The sequence below is a fragment of the Lysinibacillus irui genome, assembly GCF_028877475.1.
GTDB lineage: Bacteria > Bacillota > Bacilli > Bacillales_A > Planococcaceae > Lysinibacillus > Lysinibacillus irui.
Genome location: NZ_CP113527.1, coordinates 335,447 through 360,509 on the forward strand (window position 1 = coordinate 335,447; position 25,063 = coordinate 360,509).

The following is a 25,063-nucleotide window of genomic DNA, read 5'->3' on the forward strand; positions in this document are numbered from 1 at the left end:
TTCCTTTTCTATTTTTTTAAATATTTAGCGACGTATTAGCGACAACTTTAACGACAGAGGAGACTGATTATGATGAAAATCCAACAAGTAGAAATTTTTGCTATACATTTACCGCTAATTGATCCATTTATCATTAGTTATGCTACATATGATACAATGCCTTCTATTATTTTAAAAGTAACAACTGATACAGGTATTGTCGGGTATGGAGAAGCTGTACCTGATGAGCATGTAACAGGTGAGTCATGGGAAAGTACTTATGCCGTACTGAAACATCAACTTGCCCCTGCGATTATCGGGGAAAATCCAATGGCCTTTGAAAAACTACACGATAAAATGAACAAAGTGGTGAAAGATGTACCTGCTGCCAAAGCAGCTATAGATATCGCTTGCTTCGATATCGCTGGGAAAGCATTAAACGTACCTGTATATCAGCTTTTAGGCGGTCGTTATCATGAAAAATTCCCAATCACTCATGTACTAAGTATTGGTGCTCCTGAAGCAATGGCTGAAGAGGCTGCTAATCGAGTTGAAATGGGCTATCGTTCCTTTAAGATGAAGGTAGGTACAGAGGTAATGAAAGATGTTGCTCGTATTAAAGCGGTACGTGAACGAGTAGGTGAAGACATTGCTATCCGTGTGGATGTAAATCAAGGGTGGGGGAATGCAGCAACTACTTTACAAGGATTACGTGCAATGAAGGATTTAAATATCGATTGGTTAGAGCAGCCAGTAGATAGCGAAGATATTGATGGAATGGTAGAAATTAAATCAAAATCTGATGTTACATTAATGATTGATGAAGGTCTTCGTGGCGTACGTGAAATGCGTGAAATTATTGCTAAGCGTGCAGCGGATAAAGTGAATATTAAATTAATGAAGTGTGGAGGCATCTACCCTGCTATGAAGCTTGCTGTTATGGCAGAGATGGCAGGTATAGAGTGTCAAATTGGTTCTATGGTTGAATCATCTGTTGGTTCTGCTGCAGGTTTCCATGTAGCTTTCTCGAAGAAAATTATGACAAGTGTTGAACTAACAGGCCCATTAAAATTCTCTAAAGATGTGGGCAACCTGCATTATGATGTTCCATTTATTTGCTTAAACGAAGAAGCAGGCTTAGGTATAGATGTAGATGAAGATGTAATAAAGGAATTATGTAAATTTTCAACAGTTGTAACTGCTTAAGGAGGCGTAAAATGGAAAAGATTTATGAAGGTATGCTTGGTAAGACACCTTTTTTTGTTACAAAATTAACGCCTCAGCATATACAACAAATTGAGGAGCTGCAGCATGAGGTCTATGAGGCATTAACAGATCAAAGTATTTTACAGCCATTAAGTACAGAGGAATTTGAGTATATTTTAAATGGCAATGGAATGATGATTGGTGCTTATGTTGAGGATCAATTGATTGCCTTTCGAGCACTGTTAAATCCACCTATTGATGAAGAGCATCTTGGCTATGATTGTGGAATTGAGGAGAAGGATTTTCAACGTGTTTTATATCAAGAAATTTCCAATGTTTCACCAAAGTATCGCGGTTATGGCTTACAGAAAACATTAGCTACTGTAGTGATGAATAGCATCGATTTAAAAAAATATGATTATGTTTGCTCAACCGTAAAGCCATATAATATTCCGAGTTTAAAGGATAAATTCTCGCAAGACCTCTTAATTAAAGGCTTGAAAATTAAGTACGTAGATAAGCTGCGTTATATTTTCTATAAAGATTTAAGACAAGATTTGTCATCAGTATTTACTGAAAAACAAGTAATATCAATGGGAGATATAGCTGGACAACAACAACTCTTAAAACAAGGTTTCCTTGGTACGACTATGTATGAAGAAAACAATGATTGGTTTGTTGTATACGAAAAATAAAGTAAAAGCCTTACCTGACACAAAAGTTTTGTGAAGGGTAAGGCTTTTTTACGAGGCTCTAAGTTATTTCTTCATTGGGCAATAACCACAGGCCATTAAGCCAGGGATATCTTTAGAAAAACAACATGATTTTCTTACAGGCAAATTGATTAAATTTGTGGGGCTTTGACCACCTGTATATTGTGCCCACCAAGATTTGTTGGAGAAGCGTGCCCATGTTTTAGGGTCCTCTAAAATTTCAATATCCTCCATAGCTTGATCAGCTAAACCAGGATTAGATAACAATACATGATAGTGCCATAGCAAATATCCGAAGAAATTTTCCCAAATGGTAAGAGGGGAAATCGATGTTACTTTCCTTAGTTTTTGGACAATTACATGCCCATCGTAAAGGACTTTCTCTATGACTGTTTGACGCTCATCTTCATCGACATAACGCCAATCATTTGGATTAGCGAACATGGCAACGGTAAAACTATTGAATTCCTTGGCCGCATCGAAACGCAATTCAAGTGGCTTACCATCCCATACTTCGTCATAAGCGGCAAGCATATAAAATTGCATAGCAAAAAACATACCATAGCGGCGTGCAAAGTGAGAAATAGCGGCAGTTTCTGTTGCGGCATCAGTTATACCCATCATGAGATTTAAAAAATCAGGGTGGTAAAAGTCTTTATGTATATCAGCTAATGTAAATAAAGTCCGCTTAGGCTCAGTTGTATAAATACTATAGGAGTTTAATTGTTGAACTTGATCCATCGTTAAAGCTGGCATGGTAATCCTCTTTTCCTTAGAACTTCTGTTAATTTCATTATAAAGTAATCAATTTTGCTTCACAAATAGTATGCCATATAGTAAAATACATTAAACATATAAGAAAGGTAGGGTTTATAATGTCACAGGTTCTTGCCATTCCAAGACCGCTAGTTCGATTAAATCAATGGACTATTCTTTTAAGTGTGATTTTTACATGGATAACCGGAGTTACATGGCTATTAGTTATTCCTCTTGCTGCAAATTTACTAGGCCTTTTATTCAACTATAACCCAATTATTCGCGTTGGGAGGCTGTTTTTAAAAAAAGCTCCTTCTGCCTATATACCAGAGGATGCACAACAACAGAAATTTAATTCCAGCATTGCTAGCTTTTGTTTAGCAGCCGGTTTAATAGGATATCTATTAGATTGGCAGGTCCTAGGCTATATCTTTACTGGTATGGTTGCAATAGCCTCATCCATCGCAATTGCCGGTTTTTGTATAGGTTGTTTTCTTCATTTTCAACTGAAGCAATGGCAATATCGACGTTCGTTAAAAAAATCTTTTTAAAAAAAGAAAAAAATTATTAGATAATTGTTGACAATTTAATTGATAATGATTATCATTATCGTATAAAGATTATTCCTCCTCTACAATACAGTGTAGAGAGGATGAACTTTAGCTACTTTTCTCCAGAAGTTTGCTAGTTCATGATTACGCTCCTAAAACCCCCCTCATTTTTTGGGAACGTGAAAATCTCAGACGACTCATTCTAATTTTAGAATGGAGTCGTCTTTTTTTGAAAATCATTGCGCATTGTTGTAATTACTATGGCAACCACTAGAGGAGTTATTCATCACTTAGAAGATTAACACGGAAATGTGCATCTTGGTTCTTGATCTGAATTGGAAGAACGACGATGACATCTGTGACCAACGAAAACTTCCGCCCACAGTGAAATGTTACGAAGAAGTAGTTTGCTGAACAGCGTTTTTTCTCCCAAGTATCATTGTATAGTAACTATGTAGTAACATGCCCACAATGATGACACCAAGACCTGCTAATGCAAGCGGGTTAGGGAAGGCAATTCCTAATAATAATACTTCACCGATTATAACAAAAAGAATTTCAGTTGATTGTGTAGCCTCAACTGCAGCTAATTTGCCTTGATGGTCTCTTACGCGGTCTGTTGCGATAAAAAATAATATGGTTGCAATGACTCCAGAGCTAATGCCAACAAGTAACGATTGGAACATTTGGCTTGCTGAAGGCAGGCCGACAGTAAATATGGCATAAATAGCCATGATGATCCATGCTGGCAATGAAGCAATCGTCATGCCTAGTACACGCTGAAAGGTATCGATCCGTCCCCCACAAACTTCCATCATCTTGCGATTTCCAAGAGGGTAAGCAAATGCTGCGACGATGACAGGTAAAATACCAAGCATTAAACTTCTAAATGAAACGGATTGTGCCTGCGGTATTTGTATTAGCAGAATACCTACTAAAATGACACAAGAAATAAGAAGAGAAATGAAAGGGATTTTTTGGCGCACTGTTTTACCAGCAATAACTGAAACGAAGAGGGGAGCTAATAATACACCAGCAACAATAGTAAATTGCCACGTGCCAGATACGAGCCAACCTGGACCAAATGCTGCAGCAAATGTTAATGGTGCATAGAATAAGACAAATCCCACGAAGCTCCAAAGTAGCCATGCTATAGGCTGTGCTTTCATTTCTCCAGATAAATGAGTAAAGCCTTTCCGATAAAAAACGATGATGAGTAAGAAGGGTAGCATGAAAAAGTATCGAAGTGACGCACTCCATAGCCAGCTACCACCTTGCATTTCCATTGCATGATTTAAAATAAAGGTCACGGCAAAGAAAAGTGATGCTAAAATGCCTAATGCAATTTCTTTCATAAAATCACCTCAATTTTAGTTTTAGATTCTTTTATGTAATTAGAAAATTCAGTAATTAATGCTGAAAAAATTACGAAGAAAGGAAAAAACCTTTCTTCGTAACTATAACATTATCAATTATGTCCCATCGAGTCCAGATTTTTTTGAGTTTAATCAATCTGTGACATTTTAACAGGTGAGTGGGTGGATCACTAATACATACCTATTATTTTGCTTGTTGTTCAAATAGCTGAACAATTTCAATAATAACTTGTGTTGCCTTTTCCATTGTTTCAGCAGATACATATTCAAATTTCCCATGCATATTTTCGCCGCCAGCGAAAATATTTGGTGTTGGTAAGCCCATATAAGACAATTGTGAGCCATCTGTACCACCACGAATCGGCAAAGTATTAGGTGTAATATCTAATTTTTCCATTGCAGCACGTGCAATATCAACAATTTCTTTTACAGGCTCAATTTTTTCGCCCATATTATAGTATTGATCTTCAATTGTAATGCTTAAAGCATGTTCTCCAAATTGTGCTTGAATTTTAGCTGCAGCATCACGCATTAATTGTTTTTTCTCTTCGAATTTTTGGCGATCATGGTCACGCACGATATAGGAAAGCTCTGTATGTTCAAGAGCCCCTTTAAAGCCCATTAAATGAATGAAACCTTCATAACCTTCTGTCTTTTCAGGAACTGCTTCAGCCGGCATTTCATTTTGGAAGGCAATTGCCATTGTAATAGCATTGACCATTTTATTTTTTGCTGAACCAGGATGTACACTTGTTCCTTTTGTAACAACCTTTACACCTGCCGCATTGAAGCTCTCATATTGTAACTCACCAAGTGGTCCACCATCCATCGTATAGGCATAGTCTGCTCCAAAAGCAGCTACATCAAATTTATGTGGCCCACGACCAATTTCTTCATCTGGTGTGAAAGCTACACGAATTTTACCATGTTTAATAGTAGGATTTTTAATGAGGTACTCCATTGCTGTCATGATTTCAGCAATACCGGCTTTATCATCAGCCCCTAGCAATGTAGTACCATCTGTTGTAATAAGGGTCTGACCCACGTAATTTTTAAGCTCTGGGAAATCTGTAGGGGACATGACTAAATTTTCATTTAATTGAATGTCTCCGCCATCATAGTTATCTACACGCTGTGGATTTACATTGGTACCTGTATAGTCTGTAGCTGTATCAACATGTGCTAAAAATCCGATAGTAGGTACATTTTTATCTGTATTTGCCTCTAATGAAGCAAATAAATAGCCATTTTCATCTAATGTAATCTCTGTTAAACCAATCTCGGCTAGCTCATCTTTTAAAACATGTAGTAGGTCAAATTGCTTTTGTGTAGAAGGAGTAGTTTCGCTTGTGAAGTCTGATTGTGTATCAATTTTTGCATAGCGTATTAATCGTTCAATTACTTGTTCTTTCATAAGTATGGCCTCCTATTGTGTACGTTGATTTTTTTAGCGGGTGTCCAAAATTTGCTCAAAGAAGTTTGAGCCTTTGATGGATGTCACGGAATCGGGCTTTGTGCGATCACAAAGCCAGTTCCGGACGTAACTATGCCAAGTCATAATTGATATTATTGTACCACTTTACTTCGGATTTCGGAATATTGAAGGATACTTAATGCAATAAACACTTGGGCGCTATAATAAGTCAGCATAATTACTTCATGTGAAAAAGCTAGTGGTGTAACAAATTTATTAATAGCTAAATAGGAATCGGAAGCAATAAATAACAGAGCCCCAATTATTGCAAATTTAGAGCCTGTTCTTATAGCTGTCCAGCCCATCGTTAAAATCACCGAAATATAGGCAATCACGGCAATGCTAAGAATTGTTTCACCTGTTTTCAAGACGGAACCTGCAATCCATATGGCCATGCAGACACCGTAAAGTAGTAGCGTTATTTTAGCCCAGGTTGGTACTTTCTGTTCGTTTGTGGTAGAGAAAGCAAAAATATAAAAGACATGACCAATAAGAAAGCTAGTCAGCCCAATTAAAAACCACTGCAATGTATAGTCGCCAATCATACAAAAAATAAGCCCAATAATAATTAAAAGTTGGTATTTTTTAATATGTAATGGTTTTTGAACGGCAGCTAAAATAATGATTAACAACATTGGAATTACTTTAAATAGTAGTTTTAAACTTTCGGCAATATGGGAAAAAAGAAAAATATAATAAAGACCAAACAAGATTATGAAACCTATTAATATTTTTTTAAACAAATTTTTCAGCTCCTTTCCTTTTGAAATTCAATATTTATGGTAGAATTCCTTTCTGTACAACGTATGTATGAAACTTTTTTAGTATGTAACCGTAAATAAGTAGACAGAAAGTTGAAGAGAGGATGAACCAAATGACTAAGCTACTGATAGCTTCTGCAGTCATTGCATTAATCGCGAGTGTATTAGTAACACCGCTTATTACAAAGAAGCGAGAAGATGGTAAATCGAGAAAGGTGATCGGATATTTCTTTATTGGCATCTTTGTGCTAGGATTTTTAGCCACAGGTATCACACTATATGTAACAAAAATTGATGTAAATTGGCTTGTTTTTTGGCCAGCAATAATTTTATTATCGCTAGCAGGTGCTCTGCTTGCGAGTGGTATTGAACGGAAGATTAAAGGAATTTTATTTTTAGCAAGTTTAGGTGTAGCAGTTTATGTATTATCAGCACCTTTATGGAATGCTAATGATAAATTTAATTCTTCAGAAATGAAGGAAGAGGTTGAAATAAAACCTTTCGATGAGACACAAACACCTGCGAGTGTCCCACCAAAATTTGCTCGTAATAAAATGAAAAAGGCATTCGGTCAAGTGCCAAATACTAGTTACTATGAGTTAGGACGTTTACAAATTCAAAAGGTGAAGGGTGAATATGTTTATATCGCACCAGTCGAGTTTTCTGGGTTCTTTAAATGGATGAATGGTGATACAACACCAGGCTACTTTATAATGAGTGCTACAGATTCGGCGGATAACCCTAAGTTTGTAAAAGAAGAAATGAAGTATGTCCCTTCTGCTTATCTAAATGCTAATTTAGAACGTCATATTCGCCTACAACATCCATTCCTTATTTTTTATGGGGATGTTCAACTAGAAGTAGATGATGACGGAAAGCCTTATTACATTCGTTCCTATGGTGAATTTATTTCAGCACGAAATGGCTTTGATGTGAAAGGGATTGTCTTAGTAGATGCACTGACAGGGAAATCAGAGGTGCTTAAACTGGACCAAATACCTGAATTTATTGATGGTGCAGTATCTCCAGAGACAGTAAGCTTACAAAATAGTTATTTCGGTAATTATGTTCATGGTTTTTGGAACAGTATGTTTGGTAAAAAGGATGTAAAAATCCCTTCCGATGAAGGAACAGAATCGAATGTTAGCCCAATTTTCGATGAGAAGGGTGATATGTATTACTTCACAGATTTTACAAGTCCTAAAGAAGGCGTAGATTCCATGCTAGGGTATTCCTTAACAAATGCACGCACAGGAGAAGCCACATATTATACAGGGAATTTAGATTCAAGTTATATGGATTCACAAGGTAATTTACAAATTATTGAGAAGAAATTTATTGAGAAAAAATGGACTGGTGAAATGCCAGTGCTATATAACTTTTATGGGGAAGCAAGCTGGCTAACAGCGGTGCTGGATTCCAACGGCTTTTTACAAAACTATTTCATTGTGTCTGCTGCCAATCCTGAAATCTCCGTTTATGCTACTACTCCTAAGGAGGCACTAAAATTATATAAAACTGCATTAAGCCGTGGAGGAAATACAGTTGACGGTAGTTCAAATGCTGAGGAGAAGCAAGCTAGTGGGAAAGTATTACGTGTGTACAAGGAACGTTTAGGAGATTTTACGACAGTTTCTTTCTTATTAAACAATGGTGAAAATTATTTAGTCAGTGCTGAAACAGAACCTCTAGCCATTTATTTACAAGAAGGTGATGAGGTAATTATCACGTATGGTGATACAGGGGAACAGTTCTTACCAGTTCGATCCCTCATCATTAAAGGGTTACAATAAAAAAACAAAAGACGATCTTAGGATAACGAAGATCGTCTTTTGTTATGTCGATTGTTTTTGAATGGAGGTAAGCATTTTGCCTCTATGGTTCATAAAAAGTGTCCTTGCATGGTCATTTAAAGTAAAAATTTGTTGTACATAGTCTTGTAGCAATCTATCTTCATATTCAAAAGAATGATCATCTTCATTTTCTAAAATATAGGATAATAGAAGTGCATGTAAGACAGCCACCTCTAGATTTTGGGTATTTGTAATAAACTTCAAATTTAGAATAGAGGTGTGGGAAACAAATTGATTAACATAATCAATAGCATTTTTATACAGTGTCAAATTAACACGTGGCTCTAACCGCTTTCTTAGCTCGGTGCACGCATTATTTAATTCTTCTATTTTTAAAAATAAACCTCTTACACTTCTCTTATGCTGTTGTTCTAAGGTATGAGCAAGATGTTTATTGATATGAGACATTGTTAGTAAAACTCCTTTCTTCAATAGGGTTCATTTATTAATATGAATGGAATAGCTGGAAATGGGAAGAGTCTTTTCGTTTAATTTGAAGCAGTCTTTACTCTATATATCGAGACAAAATTACTAGATTTAATATAGAAAAGTGATGACATTATGAAAAAAATGGGGTTATTATCATACGATAGTAACCCCATTATGTTATTGAAAAAATCACTATTATAAAAAGAACGTTGGCAGGAGGGATTTTATTTCCGTTCCCCCAGCTTCAAACAATCATGCTGCATTTACTAGCAGTAGTAAACAAAATCAATAAGTCGTTATGATACTGAATATAAATATTAGGTCTCTTGGTAGTTCATAGTAAATTACACTGAGCGTAATCAGTTAATTACTTCCAATTAAATCCTTTTGTAGCTAAAAACTCTTTGATATGAGGACGACGTTGTTCGACTAAAAAATCAGCCATTTGTTTTGTCCAATTATCAATTTTTCTATTTGAGGATCGGTTATTATAATACATCTCCATTGTCTCATTATAAGCTGGTAAAAGCTCATCATACTTGTCTACATTGTATCCGTTTTCATGTAATACGGCAGACACAGGTAAGCGTGGTTTGACTTCATTGCGTCGTGCTGGTACGCCAATTGTTAGGCCGAATAAAGGAAAAACGTGATCAGGTAGATTAAATAATTCACTTATTTCGGAAGGATTGTTACGTACCCCTCCAATATAGCAAATTCCATACCCCATTGATTCTGCTGCGATCACAAAGTTCTGTGCAAACAACGATACATCAGCTACACCCACTAGAACATTTTCAGCAGAATCTGCAACTATGTCTACACCTTCTAGTTTTCCAGCCATTTGAAGACGCTTGAAGTCAACGCAAAAGACAAAAGCACCACCAGAAGTTTCATATTGACGAGGGTTACCAGAGAGTAATCCTAATTTCTCCTTTTTGTCTGCATCTGTTACCCATATTACACTATAGGCTTGGACAAAATGTGATGTGGCAGCCATTTGTGCTGTTGCAATTAAATCCTCGATGATTTCTCTTGAAATCGGATTGCCATCATAAATACGAACCGAGGAATGGTTGCGTAATAATTCTTTAACCATTTAAATATTCTCTCCTTTGTGTCTTATCTATATCATGAGCATAGCACGCTTTGTTGTCAAAATCGAATAAAGAGGGATTTGTAGTTATATTTAAATAGTTTGTAAATGTAAAACTTTATTTCTTTTTCTTAAATGCAGATGTGACTTTTGGCTCTGTGCCATTTACTAATCGTTTAATATTTTCAATGTGCAAAATAATCGCTATGCCAAATAGAAGGACAGCAATAACAGTAGGACCGATTCCAGGAATCCATAAATAAGTTGCTGTACAAAAAACGAGATAAAACTCAAGTACTCCAACAATTAAATAGTTTGTTGCGAAAGATAAAATGACAAATAGAATAAGTGCAAATAAACCTATTTTCCAATCAACAGCAAGTAAAATGCCAATAATGGAAGCAGTACCTTTTCCACCATTAAAGCCCATATAAAATGGGAAATTATGACCTAAAATAACCCCTGCAGCCATCATGTAAGTTAAAAGCCATATTTGTCCTTCGGTTAAATGTATAGCATCTGCTAAATAAATGTGTGCGCCGATAATGGCTACAACACCTTTACCAATATCGATGAGAGCTACTAAAACGCCATATTTCCAACCTAGGGAAAGTGTAGCATTGGATGCACCAGCATTACCATGGCCAGCTTTTTTTAAATCAACCCCAGATAAAAATTGTGCCACTTTAGAGCCGTGAATACAGCCAATTAAATATCCAACTAAGAGAAAAATAATCACGGCTTTTACCATAAAAATACTCCCTTCAAAATTTTTTCTAAAATAGTGTATGCGTTCATAGTACGTAAAAGAGCAGACAGAAGTTTCGGAAAAAATAAAATTTACATGTTGACAGAAAAAAACTCTATGTTTATACTGTGTAACAACGATGGAAATTGAATCTCATACTCTTATCAAGAGCGGCGGAGGGATAGGCCCTATGATGCCCGGCAACCAGTAAGTGATGAACTTACTAAGGTGCTAATTCCTACAGATTCTTACTTGGATCTGGCAGATAAGGGGAGGAAAACTTGCAACCGCAACCCTCTTCTTAGCTGAAGAGGGTTTTTGTTTTCTACAGAAAAATCCTCCTCATCTCCGGTGCCATCGTAAAAAAATAACCATTTGGAGGTACACAATGACAAATTTTAAACCAGAAACATTGTTGTTACATGGTGGTCAAGAACCAGACCCAGTGACAGGATCTCGAACTGTTCCCATCTATCGCTCAACGGCATTCGTTTTTAAAGACACTGCTCATGCGCAACGTCTTTTTGCCTTAGAAGAAGCAGGGAACATTTACACACGCATTACAAATCCAACTGTTGATGTTTTTGAAAAACGTGTGGCTTTATTGGAAGGTGGAACAGCAGCAGTAGCACTTTCATCTGGTGCAGCGGCTATCGCATTTTCCATTTTAAACCTAGCTGGAGCTGGTGATGAAATTGTAGCAGCTAGTTCTTTATATGGCGGTACTTATAATTTATTTGCTAACACACTACCAAACTACGGTATTAATACAATTTTTGTAGATGAAACAAACCCAGACAATTTTAAGGCTGCAATTACCGATAAAACAAAAGCTATTTTTGCTGAAGTTTATGGTAATCCAAGCTTAAAGGTTTTAGATATTGAAGCGGTAGCTAAAATTGCACATGAGAATGGCTTACCATTAATTATTGATAGTACGTTTGCTTCTCCGTATGGCTCAACACCTATTGAATATGGTGCAGATGTTGTTGTTCATTCAGCCACTAAATGGATAGGTGGTCATGGTACAACTTTAGGTGGAGTAGTGGTAGATGCTGGTAAGTTTGATTGGACTAGCGGACGTTTTCCTGGTTTTACTGAGCCAGATGCTTCTTACCATGGCTTACGCTACGGCATTGATACGGCTTCAGCAGCTTTTGCTACGAAGCTACGCGTACAGCTATTACGTGATTTTGGTCCAACATTGAGCGCAGACGCAGCCTTTAATTTGTTACAAGGTTTAGAAACGCTTCATTTGCGTATCCCTAAACACAATGAAAATGCATTGGCAGTGGCTGAATATTTACAGAACCACCCATCTGTGGAGTATGTAAATTATAATGGCTTAGAAGATTTCCCAACACATGATTTAGCGAAAAAATATTTAAGAAATGGCTTCGGTTCAGTGCTCACATTTGGCATTAAAGGTGGACGTGAAGCCGGACGAAAGCTTATTGATAGCGTGAAGTTATTTTCACATGTAGCAAATGTAGGAGATGCCAAGTCATTAATTATTCATCCTGCCTCAACTACACATCAACAGCTCTCAGCAGATGAATTAGTTCAAGCTGGAGTAACCGAATCGCTTATTCGCTTATCCATCGGTTTAGAGGCAGTAGAGGACATTATTGCAGATCTAGAACAAGCGATTACGCAGGCAACAGCAACTGAACAAACAGTAAAAGCTTAAGTAAAAACATAAGGGAGAATGTTGTAGCGTTTACGTATTTTCTCATTCGATTTGCCTCATTTGGTAATACTTCTAACGTTACTACATCAGTCGAGTAAAGTCTCTGTTGATTATCAGAACCTTTTGAAAAATAATACCAAGTATTTTTATATGTATTATTGACTTAGTTAAATCCTTGTTATATACTAGGGAATAAGTTAAGGGTACGAAATTCTTGTTATAAAGGTAATGTTTTCATAAGTGCTCCCCCACTTTTGAATAGATGTGGGAGAGTAGTTACTTAGCCAGTAACTGCTCTTCCCAAAAACTGATGATAAAGGAGTGTTTGAAATGGGTAATATCTATAGTGCACAAAACATTGCATCCTATCTAATTTATGAGCTAAATGAAGGGCATGTTTTTGTCAATAATTCATCCATCCAACACCTCCTTGCATCGGTTGAAAGAAAATGGCAGCAAGTCTTTGGTCATACAGCATTTCAAGAGCATGTTGTTGCTGAAGAGGAGAGCTATACGATAAAGGAAGTTTTCGAAGCATATAAACATTACGGTGTAAGCCATATTCCACTTCCTGCGACAGAGTTTTACTTAAAGTATGGTACTTTTCAATTAGTGGAACGAACATATGCAGTCCCAAATTTTAAAGAAGAAGAAATTAGTCTTGTTCAACAAGTTTTAACACAATATCGATATCAGTTGCTTTCAAAAGCAAGTTGAACCCCCTCATATATAAGCTCATTCTCTACTGCTACAGGGAATGAGTTTTTTCTTTAGAGGTCCTTAAAATAATAACAAGATTATAGGTGTCCAAGCATACATATATAATAGAAGAAAGACATTCATCTATTTAAATGTAAAGAGTCAATTTTTGTTCAAATCTTATGGATTAATCGAAAAAACGTATAATAAGGGGAATGAAACCGATTTCTTTTGCACGTCTAGAGAAAACAAATGTCCTTCCTAGAAAGATTTTTCTTGTGAAAAGTATGTATTTGCGATACAATTTTCTTTAAGTTAAATTTTGAATTGTTTGAATTTGTGTGTGTTGCTACACGTACTGAAATAGCAAAACTCATACGAAGAAGAGTTGACTAAAGCCTGCGGTGGGTGTCAAATGATCATGACACAACCCCATGGAGAAATTAGCTTTGATGAAACTGCGGAATGTAAGTTGGAGGGAATAACAAGAATGGCAACTATAAAGGCAGCGATTTTAGGATTTGGAACGGTAGGTCAGGGCATCTATCATATATTAAATGAAAAGCGAGAAGAGCTAAAAAATAAATTAGGTATTGAATTAGAAGTTGCGAAGATTTTAGTGACAGATGCTAGTCGTGAACGTGTGCCAGGAACAGCACATTTGATGACAACGAGCATAGATGATGTCTTAGCAGAACCAGGTATGCAGGTTGTGTTTGAAGCAATTGTAAATGAAGAGCCTGCATTCAGTTATTTAAAGCGAGCAGTTGAGCATAAATGCCATGTTATTACAGCCAACAAAGTGATGTTTGCTAAACGAGGTTTAGAGTTACAGGATCTTGCAAAGGCAAATGGTGTTTTTGTAGGCTATGAGGCAACTACTGCTGGTGGCGTACCTGTTATTAAAACAATGAAAAATATTTTACTTGTTAATGACGTAAGTCGTATACAAGGAGTCTTAAATGGCACATGTAATTATATTTTAACAAAAATGCGTGCACAGGGCTGGTCTTTCGAAACAGCTTTAAAAGAGGCACAGAGCTTAGGGTATGCTGAGGCAGATCCATATAATGATGTTTCTGGTCAGGATGCCTTTAAAAAATTAATGATTTTAAGTGCTTTGGCTTTTGGAGAACAGCCAGATTGGGCTGATGTAGAGGTCATTGGAATAGATAGTATCTCGGCTGAACAAGTACGTGAAGCGTGTGAAAATGGTTTGCGTTACCGCCATGTAGCTGAAGTGGAGAAACTGGCTGACGGTAAAATTATCGCTAAAGTTGGTCCACAACTTGTTGATAAAGAACATCCACTCTATCCAGTCGATGATGTGTTCAACGCAGTGGCATTAGAGACTAACTACATTGGCACATTAACATTAGTAGGTCCTGGAGCAGGAATGTATCCTACCGCTAGTGTCATGGTAGAAGATTATGCCGAGATTATTGGGAAAAGAGCAGGATTTGTTGTAACGATTTAAATTAACTTATTTCATTTAGAAGCCCACCATTCAACAATGTTTAAATTGTATGAATGGTGGGGTTTTTTAATCCTCGTCTTTCACATCAATATCCTCTGGAATAGGGGTAGATCGCCAAATTTCGATTTCCTCTTTAATTCGTTCCAGTTGTTTAAAATAAGTACTAAATTGACCGCTATTTATTAGAATTTGTTGTCCATCGTAAACTGAACGGATGCGCCCCTCATATACTAGACGCATTACTTGATCCTCAGGCATGCCAAGGTCAATAGCTGTCTCTGCAATTGTTTTATACATATGATTCGCTCCTTTTACAGTATTTATTATAACGTCCATTCAATAGAAAGCATACTGTGCTATATGAAAGATAAAATAAAATGGTAATTGTTTGATTTTGGATAAATATGTATTATAAATATCATGAAGTAATGAAGCGAGGATGATTGATAAAATGTTAAATCCATTGTTTGTATTACTTGCAGCCATTTTGTGGGGCATGACAGGTACGGCTCAATCGTTTTTAGATCAAGGAATATCTCCGATTGCGGTGGCCACAATCCGTTCTGCCATTGGTGGCGGTCTATTATTAGCCATCGCTATTTTGTTACGAAAAATTGACCTCCGAAATTGGTCATGGAAATGGACGATTTTAGCTGCGGCTAGTATCGCCCTTTTCCAAGGACTTTTCTTCTCATCAATACGTCTAACAGGTGTTGCTATTGGAACAGTTGCAACAATTGGGAGTGCGCCAGTGTTTTCTGGTATTTTAGAATGGATCGTTTGGAAAACGCGGCCCACATTGATATGGGGTCTTGCTACACTTATGGCCATCATCGGATGTCTTTTATTATTTATGAGCAATGGGGATGAAATAGTTCATGCTGGTGGATTCGCCCTTGCGCTTTGTGCAGGCTTATCCTTTGCATTTTATACAAATATAAGTAAAAAATTAATGGCACAAGCAGATGCATTACCAGCAGTCGCTATGACATTTTCGGTTTGTACGTTGTTTTTACTGCCGTTTTCTTTAGAAAGTGGATTTGCTTGGCTAGTAAACATACACAATTTATGGACAATGCTGTTCATGGGAATCATGTGTACAAGCGTAGCGTATTTACTGTTTTTAAATGGTCTGCAGAAAATTAGTTCATCCACAGCCGTAACCCTTTCATTGGCAGAACCATTGACTGCGGCTATACTAGGTGTATTTTTGATTGGAGAACACTTAACTATAGTGTCCTGGCTTGGTGTAGCAATGCTATTAGGAGGTATTGTTGTTTTAACACTAGGTGGAAGAAAAAAACTAAAACCTTAAGAAAATCTTCATTTTTATAATAGCTGGTTTTTAAGATTTGAAAGGTAGACTTATATTTGAGAGCGAGGTGTATATCATGACGAAATTAACAGTTCTTGTTACAGATGACGATCAAGATATTCGTGATGGTATTGAAATCTATTTAAAAAATGAAGGCTATCATGTCATTAAAGCAGCAGATGGCTTAGATGCATTAAAAAAGCTAGAGAACAATGAAGTACATTTAATTATTTTAGATATTATGATGCCAAACATGGACGGAATAACGGCTACCTTTAAAATTAGAGAGGAGCGTAATATTCCAATTATTATGCTAAGTGCGAAGGCGGAGGATGGCGATAAAATCCATGGATTATCAGTTGGAGCTGATGATTATGTGACAAAGCCATTTCACCCATTAGAATTATTGGCACGGGTGAAATCGCAACTACGACGCTATGTTCAACTAGGGACGTATAGTGAAGGTGCTACAAAGGTAGAAATTGACGGACTTGTTCTTGATGAAGAGGCTAAAGAAGTCATATTAGAAGGAGAACCAGTTCGCCTTACCCCGATAGAATATAAAATTACAGAACTATTAATGAAAAATGCAGGGCGTGTTTTTTCGATTCGAGAAATTTATGAACGGGTTTGGAATGAGGAAGCGTACAATGCTGAAAATATTGTAGCTGTTCATATCCGGAAGATCCGAGAAAAAATCGAAGCAGATCCGAAAAATCCGCGCTATTTAAAGGTGGTATGGGGCGTTGGCTATAAAATGGAAAAATAAAATAGAGAAGTATATGACTATTGCAGGATTTATTGCAGGAGTTATTGGGCTTATTTATTTTGGGATTTATGCCTATCAAATCGTCGATTCTCGCTCCTCAGAGGTTTTACAATTGTTAGAAAGAATTTTTTAGAGGAGTGTAAAGAGGGATGATAAAAAAATGGAGATCTCTTTTCGTTTTAATGTGTTTAATCTGGACGATTTTCGGTATTTTTACATTTTGGCATGTAGGTTATCAGTATATTGGTAAATCATATTTCGATTCAGAAAATTTCCAGCATGAAATAGATAATTTCACTGCAGAATTAGGACCTTTAGTAATAAATGTACCGAAGGCAGAGGATTTAAAAAATAAAATAGAAATTACCCAAACTGAAATAGAGGATCATCGTAATTACTACGGCACATTGGGACAGCAAATCGATAATATTAAAGCACAATACGAACAGCGTATTCAGGAAGCTATAGATGCCAATGCAACTGAATTAAAGACTAAGCTAGAGACTGAACGCGATAATAAAATTAAAGATATTACAGCAAATTTTGAAGATGATGAGCATGTACGAAAGAAGATTCTTGCTGAAAAAGAAGTGCTCATTGATAAATATATTAAAGACGTACAAAGTGAAGCCAAAAACTTTGAAAAAAACTTTGACTATTGGTCTTATGAGTTGAAGAATACGGAAACAGGTAAAACATATCGTGCTGGTGATGTTACTGAAAGTAGTGCCTATAAAATAAAATATACGGAGCGAAATCCATTATATGCAGGTAACATAAGTAATAATTTCAGGGATACTTTTTACCGTACAGAAACATATGTAAATGTAGATGACCTTTATGAAACAACTGAATATACGGGTGTCTTAACGATTTCAAAAAAAGCAGTGCAAACATTAGGCGTTATGCAGGATTATAGTCGTTTTCATCGAAATCAATATACCTTCTTCCTAGTATGGCTCACTAGTATAGTAACAGCATTCTTTGTTTGGAGAGGACGTAAGGGTTTACTACAAACTGTCAAGGATATGAAGGAAAAAGAGATTTTAACTAAAGTTAAATTCGACTTTCAAGTTGTTTTAGTATTGATCACAGGATTTATATATCTTATTGCGTCTCAAGTTGTTTTTGAATCTATTGAATACACTTACGAATACAATTATCAACATAATTATGTGCGCTATATACTAGATCTTGCCTTTAAATTAGGTGTGTTATTTGTAATTGGCAGTGCCTTCTTTGTGCAGTTAATATGGTTGTATACAAGAGTAGATACTTTGAAAAAGCTAGAGGAAAATGTAAAATCGAGCTATTTATGGTCACTTGGGGATTCGATGACTGATTTATTTATCAACCGTTCGATTGCATTGCATTCAATTGTGATGCTCGCTGCAGCCTTCTTTGGTGGAGGTAGTCTTGTCGCTTCAATGTTAAGAGGAGGAGCTTTTCAAGTTCTTGTCCTTGGATTGTGTACGTTCGTAGGAGTTCCAGCATTAATCGTTTTTCTATCAAGAATGGGTTACCTAAATCGCATTATGAAGGATACGAAGGATATGGCTGAAGGACGGTTAAACCGTGATGTAAAGGTAAAAGGCAAATCACCGCTTGCTGGTCATGCGGAGAATCTTAACCATTTACGGGAAGGTGTTCGTACGTCAATGCACCAGCAGGCTAAAAGTGAACGGTTAAAAACAGAGCTAATTACCAATGTGAGTCATGATTTACGGACTCCTCTAACCTCTATTATTACGTATACGGATTTACTGAAAAACCCTACGATTACAGATGAAGAACGTCAGCAATATATTCATATTCTTGATAAAAAATCTGAACGTTTAAAAGTGTTGATTGAAGATCTCTTTGAAGTATCAAAAATGGCAAGCGGGAATATCGAGCTTCAACGAAGTCGTGTAGATTTGACACAGCTTATTCAGCAAGCGGTGGGAGAACATAAGGAAGATTTATCACAGTCACGTTTAGATTTACGAATAACGATGCCTCATGACCCTATTTATGCCTATGTGGATGGTCAAAAATGGTGGAGGCTTATTGATAATTTAATTGTTAATGTCTTGAAGTATGCGTTAGAAGGGACACGTGTATATGTAACGTTAAAACGTACGGCAGATGGTGACGCCGAATTCACAGTGAAAAATGTAGCGAAGTATGAAATTAGCGAAGATGCTGATGAATTATTTGAACGCTTTAAACGGGCAGATGCTTCACGACATACAGAAGGCTCTGGACTTGGATTAGCTATAGCACAGTCCATTGTTGATTTACACGGAGCTAGAATGACTATTGATGTCGATGGTGATTTATTTAAAGTAACAGTTCGTATTTCGGCAGTATAATGGGAAGATGGTGGCAGAGGTTTGCCACCATCTTCTTTATATTATAAGCCTAAATTTTTAGCGATAATAACTTTCATGACTTCATTTGTTCCAGCATAGATGGACATAACAGGAATATCTCTATACCTACGGGCAATTTTGTATTCCTCCATATATCCATAGCCGCCATGCAATTGCATACATTGTGTGGCAAGATTACGTGCATTTTCTGTTATCCAGTATTTTGCCATTGATACTTTAGTAACGACATCTTTACCTGCTATATGGTCTTCAATCAAAGATTCTAAAAACGCTTTGCCAAGCTCAATTTTAGTTGCCATTTCAGCTAGTTTAAATTGAGTATTTTGGAAGTCTCCAATTGTCTTACCAAAGGCTTGGCGCGATTTTACATAGTCAAGCGTTATGGCAAGCATATCCTCTGCGGCTGTTTGAGCAGCAATCGCTACCGCTAAACGCTCTTGTTGCAGTTTTTCCATCATATAGTGAAAACCTTTGCCTTCTTCTCCTAGTAGGTTTTTTACAGGCACTCGGCAATCTTCAAAATAGAGCTCTGCTGTATCTTGGGCATGCATGCCAACTTTTTCGAGTTGTCTTCCTTTTGTAAAGCCAGGAGTACCTTCTTCAATGACAAGTAGACTAATTCCACGATGCTTTTTCTCTGCCTGTGGATTTGTCTTCACTGCAACAACGACTAAGTTTGTATGAATTCCATTGGTAATGAAGGTTTTTTGACCATTCACTATGTAATGGTCACCATCGCGAATAGCTGTAGTTTGGATATTGGCTAGATCTGAACCTGTACCAGGCTCGGTCATCGCAATAGCTGTTATAGAGTCGCCTGTCACACATTTAGGTAACCAGCGAGACTTTTGGTCATGTGTACCATAGGCCTCGATATATGGTACAACAATATCATTATGCAGGCCCACTCCGATCAGGCTGGAGCCTATCCGTTCAAGCTCTTCTTGAATGATAACACCAAAGCTGAAATCCAGCCCCAGCCCTCCATATTGCTCTTCAACCTGTGGACAAAGATAGCCCATATCACCGAGCTTACGCCAAAATGAAAGAGGAATAAGATGATCCTTTTCCCATTGAGCATAATGTGGCTCTGCTTCTTCAGCTAAAAACTTACGAAAGGTTTTACGAAATAACTCATGCTCTGTTGTTTCAAATTTATAACGTGTCATTTGATATAGCACCCCTTTTTGATTCGTAAATGTGTAAATATTCTGTCTTATTGATCATGTTACTGGAAGATTTGTGAAAATAAAAGTAGCTTTTAGTGAGGAAGTGACGAAAATGTCATCTATATACAGTGAAATGTCATGTAATACGATAGAATTCAAATAAACGAAAAGATAAACTTATATTTGTAAGCAATTTAAGGTGGCTAGTTTCTATTTTCACTAGAAGATTATTCAAATGCTTCATGTAATAGGATTGTTAAGTAAAATGATATAATCGACTAAATATAGAGAAAGTAGAGGACGAAGTTATGCCAAAAGTAATCGGCGGTTTACTTTTAATTAGTGTTTATAGTGCGTTGACTTTCTATTTAGGGTGGGGAGTGAAGCAGTGGCTTGTAGCTATGGGGTGGTTCCGTTATCCAGTCCTATTTTGGTTACTATTATATATTGTGGCATTTAGTATTATAATCGGAAGGCTACATGAGTCTTTACGCTTCTTTTCGGTGATCAGCAATTATTGGATGTTTATCTTTGAGTATGGATTATTACTATGTTTAGTTGCACAATTGATTATTTGGTTAACACCCTTTAAAAATGTACAAATAATTGGTAGTATAGCAGTTGCTGTGCTATTAGTATTAGGTATCATTGGCTCTTATTTAGCCTATTCTCCAGTTGTTCGTCATTTAGAGATCGCGGTTGCAAAAAAAGACAGTGAGCTTCATTCAATGAGAGCTGTTGTGGCATCCGATTTTCATTTAGGGGTTTTATCGCATAAAAGGCATTTGCAACGCTTTGTTAGCTTAGCTAATGAAGCACAGCCAGATATTGTGTTGTTAGCTGGTGATATTGTGGATGATGATCCAAAATGGTTTGTACAAGAGGGAATGGCGGATGTCATGAAACAATTAAGGGCTACATATGGAACGTATGGTATACTAGGTAACCATGAGTATTATGGCAAAAAAATCCCTGAATTTATAAGAGAAATGGAAAATGCCAATGTAAAAATACTGCTAGATGAAACAATTCGTATAGAAAATGCGTTTATATTAACAGGGCAAGAAGACAGGACGAACAAAGAAAGAAAACCACTTGAAGATTTAAAGTCTACTGATAATTTACCTTGGCTTGTAATGAACCATACACCTGACGACTTGTTGACACCTTCGAAAATGGGTGTTGATTTACATATGTCAGGTCATACGCATAAGGGTCAGCTATGGCCGAATCAGTTTATAACAGCAAGAGTATTTGAACTGGATTATGGTTATAAGCTGAAGGAGCACATGCATACACTTGTTTCATCAGGATATGGCTTCTGGGGACCACCTATGCGAATTGGTAGTAGATCAGAACTGTGGGTAGTAGATATAAAATTTCAATAATAAGTTGAAATTTTGAATTGGACTACTTAGGCGAATTGGCAGTAGTATAGAAAAACGGAGTATTTTATAATAAGTGGGTATTTTATTAAAAAAGGTAAGGTGACATGGTGGAAATTATAGAGTTATTAAAAGCATTGATATTAGGCTTTGTTGAAGGTATGACAGAATTTGCACCAGTATCTTCTACAGGTCATATGATTATCGTAGATGATATGTGGTTAAAGACAGAAGAGTTTTTAGGAAAATATCCTGCGAATACATTTAAAATTGTAGTTCAACTTGGTTCTATATTAGCAGTTATCGTTGTTATGTGGAAACGTATGTTGAGCCTCATTGGCTTATACAATATAGATGGACAATCTAAATCTATGAATGGCCGTTTTAACTTATTGCATGTCATTGTTGGGATGCTACCTGCGGTTGTCTTAGGTTTTGCATTCAAGGATTTTATTGATGACCATCTTTTTAAAGTAGAGCATGTTATTTATGCATTGGTAGCTGGGGCAATTCTAATGATTGCGGCAGATAAATTGGCACCGAGAAAGCCAAAAGTAGATTCTCTAGATAAGATTTCATATGGATTGGCATTTAAAGTAGGGCTAGTACAATGTCTATCTTTATGGCCAGGTTTTTCCCGTTCAGGCGCAACAATTTCAGGTGGGGTACTATTCGGTATGAGTCACCGTGTTGCAGCTGATTTTACATTTATTATGGCAGTACCGATTATGGCAGGTGCTAGTCTAGTATCTGTTTTGAAAAACTGGGATACTTTATCAATGGACTATTTTGGATTCTATGCTGTCGGATTTATTAGTTCATTTGTCTTTGCATTACTATCGATCAAGTTCTTCTTAGCACTTATTTCAAAAGTGAAATTAATGCCTTTTGCGATTTATCGTTTAGTTTTAGCTGCTGTTCTTTGCGTAATCATTTTCATGTAAAGTTAAAAGTCACTCTTCTGTACAAGAAGGAGTGGCTTTTTTGCATGCCTTTTCTGAATACATCTTTTTGAAATGAATATCATTGGGTTCAAAGTACTTTTTGTGGTGTAATATGATAACTGTATCTTCTGAAGAATTAGAAAGGGTAACCAATCGCTTAAATTCAACAATCAGAGAGTTATAAAAATTAGCTATGCATACAATATATGCATAGCTTTTTAATACAAAGGTTTAGGATAGAATGATTTATTTCAAGGATAAACTAAATAAATAGGCTGATGCGGTAGCACGCCATTAGTTATAGATAACCTGTAACTAGAAACCTCTAGAAAATGATTGTTTTAAGTGTTACGCTAAAGGCGAATTAGGGAAATGAGTAGAGGGGTGTTTGGAACATGAAAAAGAAATTATTTATAACACGGAAGTTTCCTACACATATTGTTGAGCCGTTACAGGAGTATTATGAAATCTCACAGTGGGAAGAAGAGGAGATTGTGATTCCACGTGACAAACTGCTAGCAGCTGTAACTGATTGTGAAGTGCTGTGGGTAACGATAGCAGATCAAGTAGATGAAGAGTTACTTTCTTACGCTCCAAATTTAAAACTAGTGACGAATTTGGCAGTTGGTTATAATAATATCGATGTTAAAGCTTTACGGAAAAAAGGAATTATGGCAACCAATACACCTGGTGTCTTAACCAATACGACTGCGGATTTAGTATTTGGTTTACTACTAGCTACTGCGAGAAGAATTCCGGAAAGTGAGAGGTATTTACGGGAAGGTAAATGGAAAAGCTGGTACCCCATGCAATTGGTTGGTAAGGATGTATCTGGAGCGACAATAGGAATTATCGGTATGGGCCGCATTGGACAAGCTGTTGCAAGACGTGCAAAAGGTTTTGAAATGAAGGTTCTATATAATAATCGTAGACGTCGTCACGAAGCGGAAGAAATGTACGGTTTTCAATATGTTTCATTGGAGGATCTTTTAAAGCAATCTGATTTTGTAGTGATCATGACACCTTATAATAGTGATACGGAAGGCCTTATTGGAGCACAAGAATTAGCTTTGATGAAGGATGATGCTGTATTAATAAACGCTTCCCGTGGTGGAATTATAGATGAGGCTGCACTATATGATGTTTTGAAAAATGGAAAGCTCTGGGCAGCAGGGCTTGATGTGTTTGAACAAGAGCCAATTGCGATGGATCATCCATTATTAACACTTCCGAATGTCGTTGCGCTACCACATATCGGTAGCGCGTCTTTAGAAACGAGAACAGCTATGTTAATGTTAAATGTGAAAGCCTTAATGGCATATGGGCAGGGCAAGGCAATTTCGAATCGAATCGATTAAAAATTGGAGCATATCACTGTGATATGCTCCATCTTTATTATCTATTAAATAAATCGAATATACCGCCGATACCGCCTTCGCCCTTAGACTGGCCGCCTCCGCCTTGTGAAATTGGCGCTGCTGCAAAGACACGACTTGCTAGACGGCTAAATGGTAATGATTGTACCCACACTGTTCCCGGGCCGCGTAATGTAGCAAAGAAGATTCCTTCGCCACCAAATAATGCTGTTTTTACGCCTCCAACCATTTCAATATCGTAATCTACATTAGATGTCATTGCCACTAAACATCCTGTATCCACACGTAAAACTTCTCCTGGTTGTAACGTTTTTTCGTGAATTGCTCCACCTGCATGAACGAATGCCATGCCGTCACCCTCAAGCTTTTGCATAATGAAGCCTTCCCCACCGAAGAAGCCTACACCGATTTTTTTCTGAAATTCAACGCCAACAGATACACCTTTAGCTGCAGCTAGAAATGCATCCTTTTGACAAATGATCTTACCATTTAGTTGGCTTAAATCCATTGGTATAATTTTACCAGGGTATGGGGAAGCAAAATAAACATGTTTCTTACCTGAGCCAACATTTGTGAATGTCGTCATGAATAAGCTTTCACCTGTAATAAGTCGCTTTCCAGCACCTAGTAATTTCCCCATTAGACCACTTTGCTGGCCACCACTTGAACCATCGCCAAAAATAGTTTCCATATGGATAGAGTCATCCATCATCATTAATGCCCCTGCTTCTGCAACAACTGTTTCTTGTGGATCAAGCTCAACTTGCACATATTGCATGTCGTCACCAAATAACTTGTAGTCAATTTCATGATTATTCATAAAGGAATTCCTCCAAAAGTAAATTTATTGATATTGTATACGATTATAAGACACAATGGTTTCAATTAGAAATTAAATATTTTAGAAAAAAAGGAAATTAAC

The 25,063-nt window shown here is 36.8% G+C and carries 24 protein-coding genes and 1 riboswitch; of the genes, 14 read left to right on the plus strand and 10 right to left on the minus strand.

All coding sequences use genetic code 11. The features are described 5' to 3' along the window. The first annotated feature begins 72 nt into the window (after nucleotides 1–72). Together OU989_RS01700 and OU989_RS01705 are read left to right on the plus strand one after the other, a co-directional pair. Complete coding sequence (locus OU989_RS01700) at nucleotides 73–1,185, plus strand: mandelate racemase/muconate lactonizing enzyme family protein (RefSeq protein ID WP_274797253.1); 1,113 nt, start codon at nucleotides 73–75, stop codon at nucleotides 1,183–1,185. A gap of 11 nt (nucleotides 1,186–1,196) precedes the next feature. Next, nucleotides 1,197–1,880, plus strand: a complete 684-nt coding sequence (locus OU989_RS01705; protein ID WP_274795393.1) for a GNAT family N-acetyltransferase — start codon at nucleotides 1,197–1,199, stop codon at nucleotides 1,878–1,880. A 63-nt stretch (nucleotides 1,881–1,943) separates the two neighbouring features. Here the strand turns inward: OU989_RS01705 and OU989_RS01710 are convergent, their stop codons facing one another. Next, nucleotides 1,944–2,654 carry a Fe-S oxidoreductase gene (locus tag OU989_RS01710; protein ID WP_274795394.1) on the minus strand — a complete coding sequence of 237 codons (711 nt, stop codon included), beginning with the start codon at nucleotides 2,652–2,654 and terminating at the stop codon, nucleotides 1,944–1,946. 119 nt (nucleotides 2,655–2,773) lie between these two features. Here OU989_RS01710 and OU989_RS01715 point away from each other — a divergent pair, with 119 nt between their 5' ends. Then, a complete protein-coding gene (locus tag OU989_RS01715) occupies nucleotides 2,774–3,205 on the plus strand; it encodes a DUF4395 domain-containing protein (protein WP_274795395.1) in 432 nt (143 codons plus the stop codon). 392 nt (nucleotides 3,206–3,597) lie between these two features. On the opposite strand, the gene OU989_RS01720 is transcribed toward OU989_RS01715, so the two are convergent. The 3 genes from OU989_RS01720 to OU989_RS01730 all read right to left on the minus strand — a co-directional run bounded on the left by OU989_RS01720 (nucleotide 3,598) and on the right by OU989_RS01730 (nucleotide 6,798). Then, complete coding sequence (locus OU989_RS01720; protein ID WP_274795396.1) at nucleotides 3,598–4,560, minus strand: DMT family transporter; 963 nt, start codon at nucleotides 4,558–4,560, stop codon at nucleotides 3,598–3,600. Between the two features lie 205 nt (nucleotides 4,561–4,765). Next, nucleotides 4,766–5,995 (minus strand): peptidase T, encoded by a 1,230-nt coding sequence (gene pepT / locus OU989_RS01725; RefSeq protein ID WP_274795397.1) that lies wholly within the window; start codon nucleotides 5,993–5,995, stop codon nucleotides 4,766–4,768. 152 nt (nucleotides 5,996–6,147) lie between these two features. Beyond that, nucleotides 6,148–6,798 carry a lysoplasmalogenase gene (locus OU989_RS01730; RefSeq protein WP_274795398.1) on the minus strand — a complete coding sequence of 217 codons (651 nt, stop codon included), beginning with the start codon at nucleotides 6,796–6,798 and terminating at the stop codon, nucleotides 6,148–6,150. Nucleotides 6,799–6,929: 131 nt separating this feature from the next. On the opposite strand from OU989_RS01730, the gene OU989_RS01735 reads away from it, so the two are divergent. Beyond that, entirely contained in the window at nucleotides 6,930–8,609 is a 1,680-nt protein-coding gene (locus tag OU989_RS01735) for a hypothetical protein (RefSeq protein ID WP_274795399.1), read from the plus strand. A 42-nt stretch (nucleotides 8,610–8,651) separates the two neighbouring features. On the opposite strand, the gene OU989_RS01740 is transcribed toward OU989_RS01735, so the two are convergent. From OU989_RS01740 to OU989_RS01750, 3 genes are all read right to left on the minus strand, one after another. Then, nucleotides 8,652–9,077, minus strand: a complete 426-nt coding sequence (locus OU989_RS01740; protein ID WP_274795400.1) for a hypothetical protein — start codon at nucleotides 9,075–9,077, stop codon at nucleotides 8,652–8,654. Nucleotides 9,078–9,465: 388 nt separating this feature from the next. Beyond that, nucleotides 9,466–10,197: a class II chromate reductase ChrR gene (chrR, locus tag OU989_RS01745; RefSeq protein WP_274795401.1), complete on the minus strand. Its 732-nt coding sequence runs from the start codon at nucleotides 10,195–10,197 to the stop codon at nucleotides 9,466–9,468. 115 nt (nucleotides 10,198–10,312) lie between these two features. After that, the gene (locus OU989_RS01750) at nucleotides 10,313–10,945 is read right to left on the minus strand and encodes a glycerol-3-phosphate acyltransferase (RefSeq protein WP_274795402.1); all 633 of its coding nucleotides are present in this window, start codon (nucleotides 10,943–10,945) and stop codon (nucleotides 10,313–10,315) included. Nucleotides 10,946–11,100: 155 nt separating this feature from the next. Next, a riboswitch (SAM riboswitch) is annotated at nucleotides 11,101–11,214 on the plus strand. A gap of 116 nt (nucleotides 11,215–11,330) precedes the next feature. Here OU989_RS01750 and OU989_RS01755 point away from each other — a divergent pair. The 3 genes from OU989_RS01755 to OU989_RS01765 all read left to right on the plus strand — a co-directional run bounded on the left by OU989_RS01755 (nucleotide 11,331) and on the right by OU989_RS01765 (nucleotide 14,808). After that, nucleotides 11,331–12,632: an O-acetylhomoserine aminocarboxypropyltransferase/cysteine synthase family protein gene (locus tag OU989_RS01755; protein WP_274795403.1), complete on the plus strand. Its 1,302-nt coding sequence runs from the start codon at nucleotides 11,331–11,333 to the stop codon at nucleotides 12,630–12,632. 330 nt (nucleotides 12,633–12,962) lie between these two features. Beyond that, a complete protein-coding gene (locus OU989_RS01760) occupies nucleotides 12,963–13,349 on the plus strand; it encodes a hypothetical protein (RefSeq protein WP_274795404.1) in 387 nt (128 codons plus the stop codon). A gap of 472 nt (nucleotides 13,350–13,821) precedes the next feature. Beyond that, nucleotides 13,822–14,808, plus strand: a complete 987-nt coding sequence (locus tag OU989_RS01765) for a homoserine dehydrogenase (RefSeq protein ID WP_274797254.1) — start codon at nucleotides 13,822–13,824, stop codon at nucleotides 14,806–14,808. 66 nt (nucleotides 14,809–14,874) lie between these two features. Here the strand turns inward: OU989_RS01765 and OU989_RS01770 are convergent, their stop codons facing one another. Continuing rightward, complete coding sequence (locus OU989_RS01770; RefSeq protein ID WP_274795405.1) at nucleotides 14,875–15,105, minus strand: MerR family transcriptional regulator; 231 nt, start codon at nucleotides 15,103–15,105, stop codon at nucleotides 14,875–14,877. Between the two features lie 154 nt (nucleotides 15,106–15,259). On the opposite strand from OU989_RS01770, the gene OU989_RS01775 reads away from it, so the two are divergent. The 4 genes from OU989_RS01775 (at nucleotide 15,260) to OU989_RS01790 (ending at nucleotide 19,246) form a co-directional block, all read left to right on the plus strand. Further along, a complete protein-coding gene (locus tag OU989_RS01775; protein WP_274795406.1) occupies nucleotides 15,260–16,123 on the plus strand; it encodes a DMT family transporter in 864 nt (287 codons plus the stop codon). 76 nt (nucleotides 16,124–16,199) lie between these two features. Next, the gene (locus tag OU989_RS01780) at nucleotides 16,200–16,892 is read left to right on the plus strand and encodes a response regulator transcription factor (RefSeq protein ID WP_274795407.1); all 693 of its coding nucleotides are present in this window, start codon (nucleotides 16,200–16,202) and stop codon (nucleotides 16,890–16,892) included. Continuing rightward, entirely contained in the window at nucleotides 16,870–17,025 is a 156-nt protein-coding gene (locus tag OU989_RS01785; protein ID WP_274795408.1) for a hypothetical protein, read from the plus strand. The genes OU989_RS01780 and OU989_RS01785 overlap by 23 nt, the downstream gene beginning before the upstream one ends. Nucleotides 17,026–17,041: 16 nt before the next feature. Further along, nucleotides 17,042–19,246 (plus strand): sensor histidine kinase, encoded by a 2,205-nt coding sequence (locus OU989_RS01790; RefSeq protein ID WP_274795409.1) that lies wholly within the window; start codon nucleotides 17,042–17,044, stop codon nucleotides 19,244–19,246. A gap of 41 nt (nucleotides 19,247–19,287) precedes the next feature. Here the strand turns inward: OU989_RS01790 and OU989_RS01795 are convergent, their stop codons facing one another. After that, a complete protein-coding gene (locus OU989_RS01795; protein ID WP_274795410.1) occupies nucleotides 19,288–20,436 on the minus strand; it encodes an acyl-CoA dehydrogenase family protein in 1,149 nt (382 codons plus the stop codon). Between the two features lie 308 nt (nucleotides 20,437–20,744). Here OU989_RS01795 and OU989_RS01800 point away from each other — a divergent pair, with 308 nt between their 5' ends. The 3 genes from OU989_RS01800 to OU989_RS01810 all read left to right on the plus strand — a co-directional run bounded on the left by OU989_RS01800 (nucleotide 20,745) and on the right by OU989_RS01810 (nucleotide 24,123). Further along, entirely contained in the window at nucleotides 20,745–21,824 is a 1,080-nt protein-coding gene (locus OU989_RS01800; RefSeq protein ID WP_274795411.1) for a metallophosphoesterase, read from the plus strand. 104 nt (nucleotides 21,825–21,928) lie between these two features. Then, a complete protein-coding gene (locus tag OU989_RS01805) occupies nucleotides 21,929–22,765 on the plus strand; it encodes an undecaprenyl-diphosphate phosphatase (protein WP_396631729.1) in 837 nt (278 codons plus the stop codon). Between the two features lie 395 nt (nucleotides 22,766–23,160). Then, complete coding sequence (locus OU989_RS01810; protein ID WP_274795412.1) at nucleotides 23,161–24,123, plus strand: 2-hydroxyacid dehydrogenase; 963 nt, start codon at nucleotides 23,161–23,163, stop codon at nucleotides 24,121–24,123. A gap of 37 nt (nucleotides 24,124–24,160) precedes the next feature. Here OU989_RS01810 and OU989_RS01815 read toward each other — a convergent pair whose 3' ends face one another. Continuing rightward, nucleotides 24,161–24,961 carry a TIGR00266 family protein gene (locus OU989_RS01815; protein ID WP_274795413.1) on the minus strand — a complete coding sequence of 267 codons (801 nt, stop codon included), beginning with the start codon at nucleotides 24,959–24,961 and terminating at the stop codon, nucleotides 24,161–24,163. Nucleotides 24,962–25,063 lie beyond the last annotated feature (102 nt).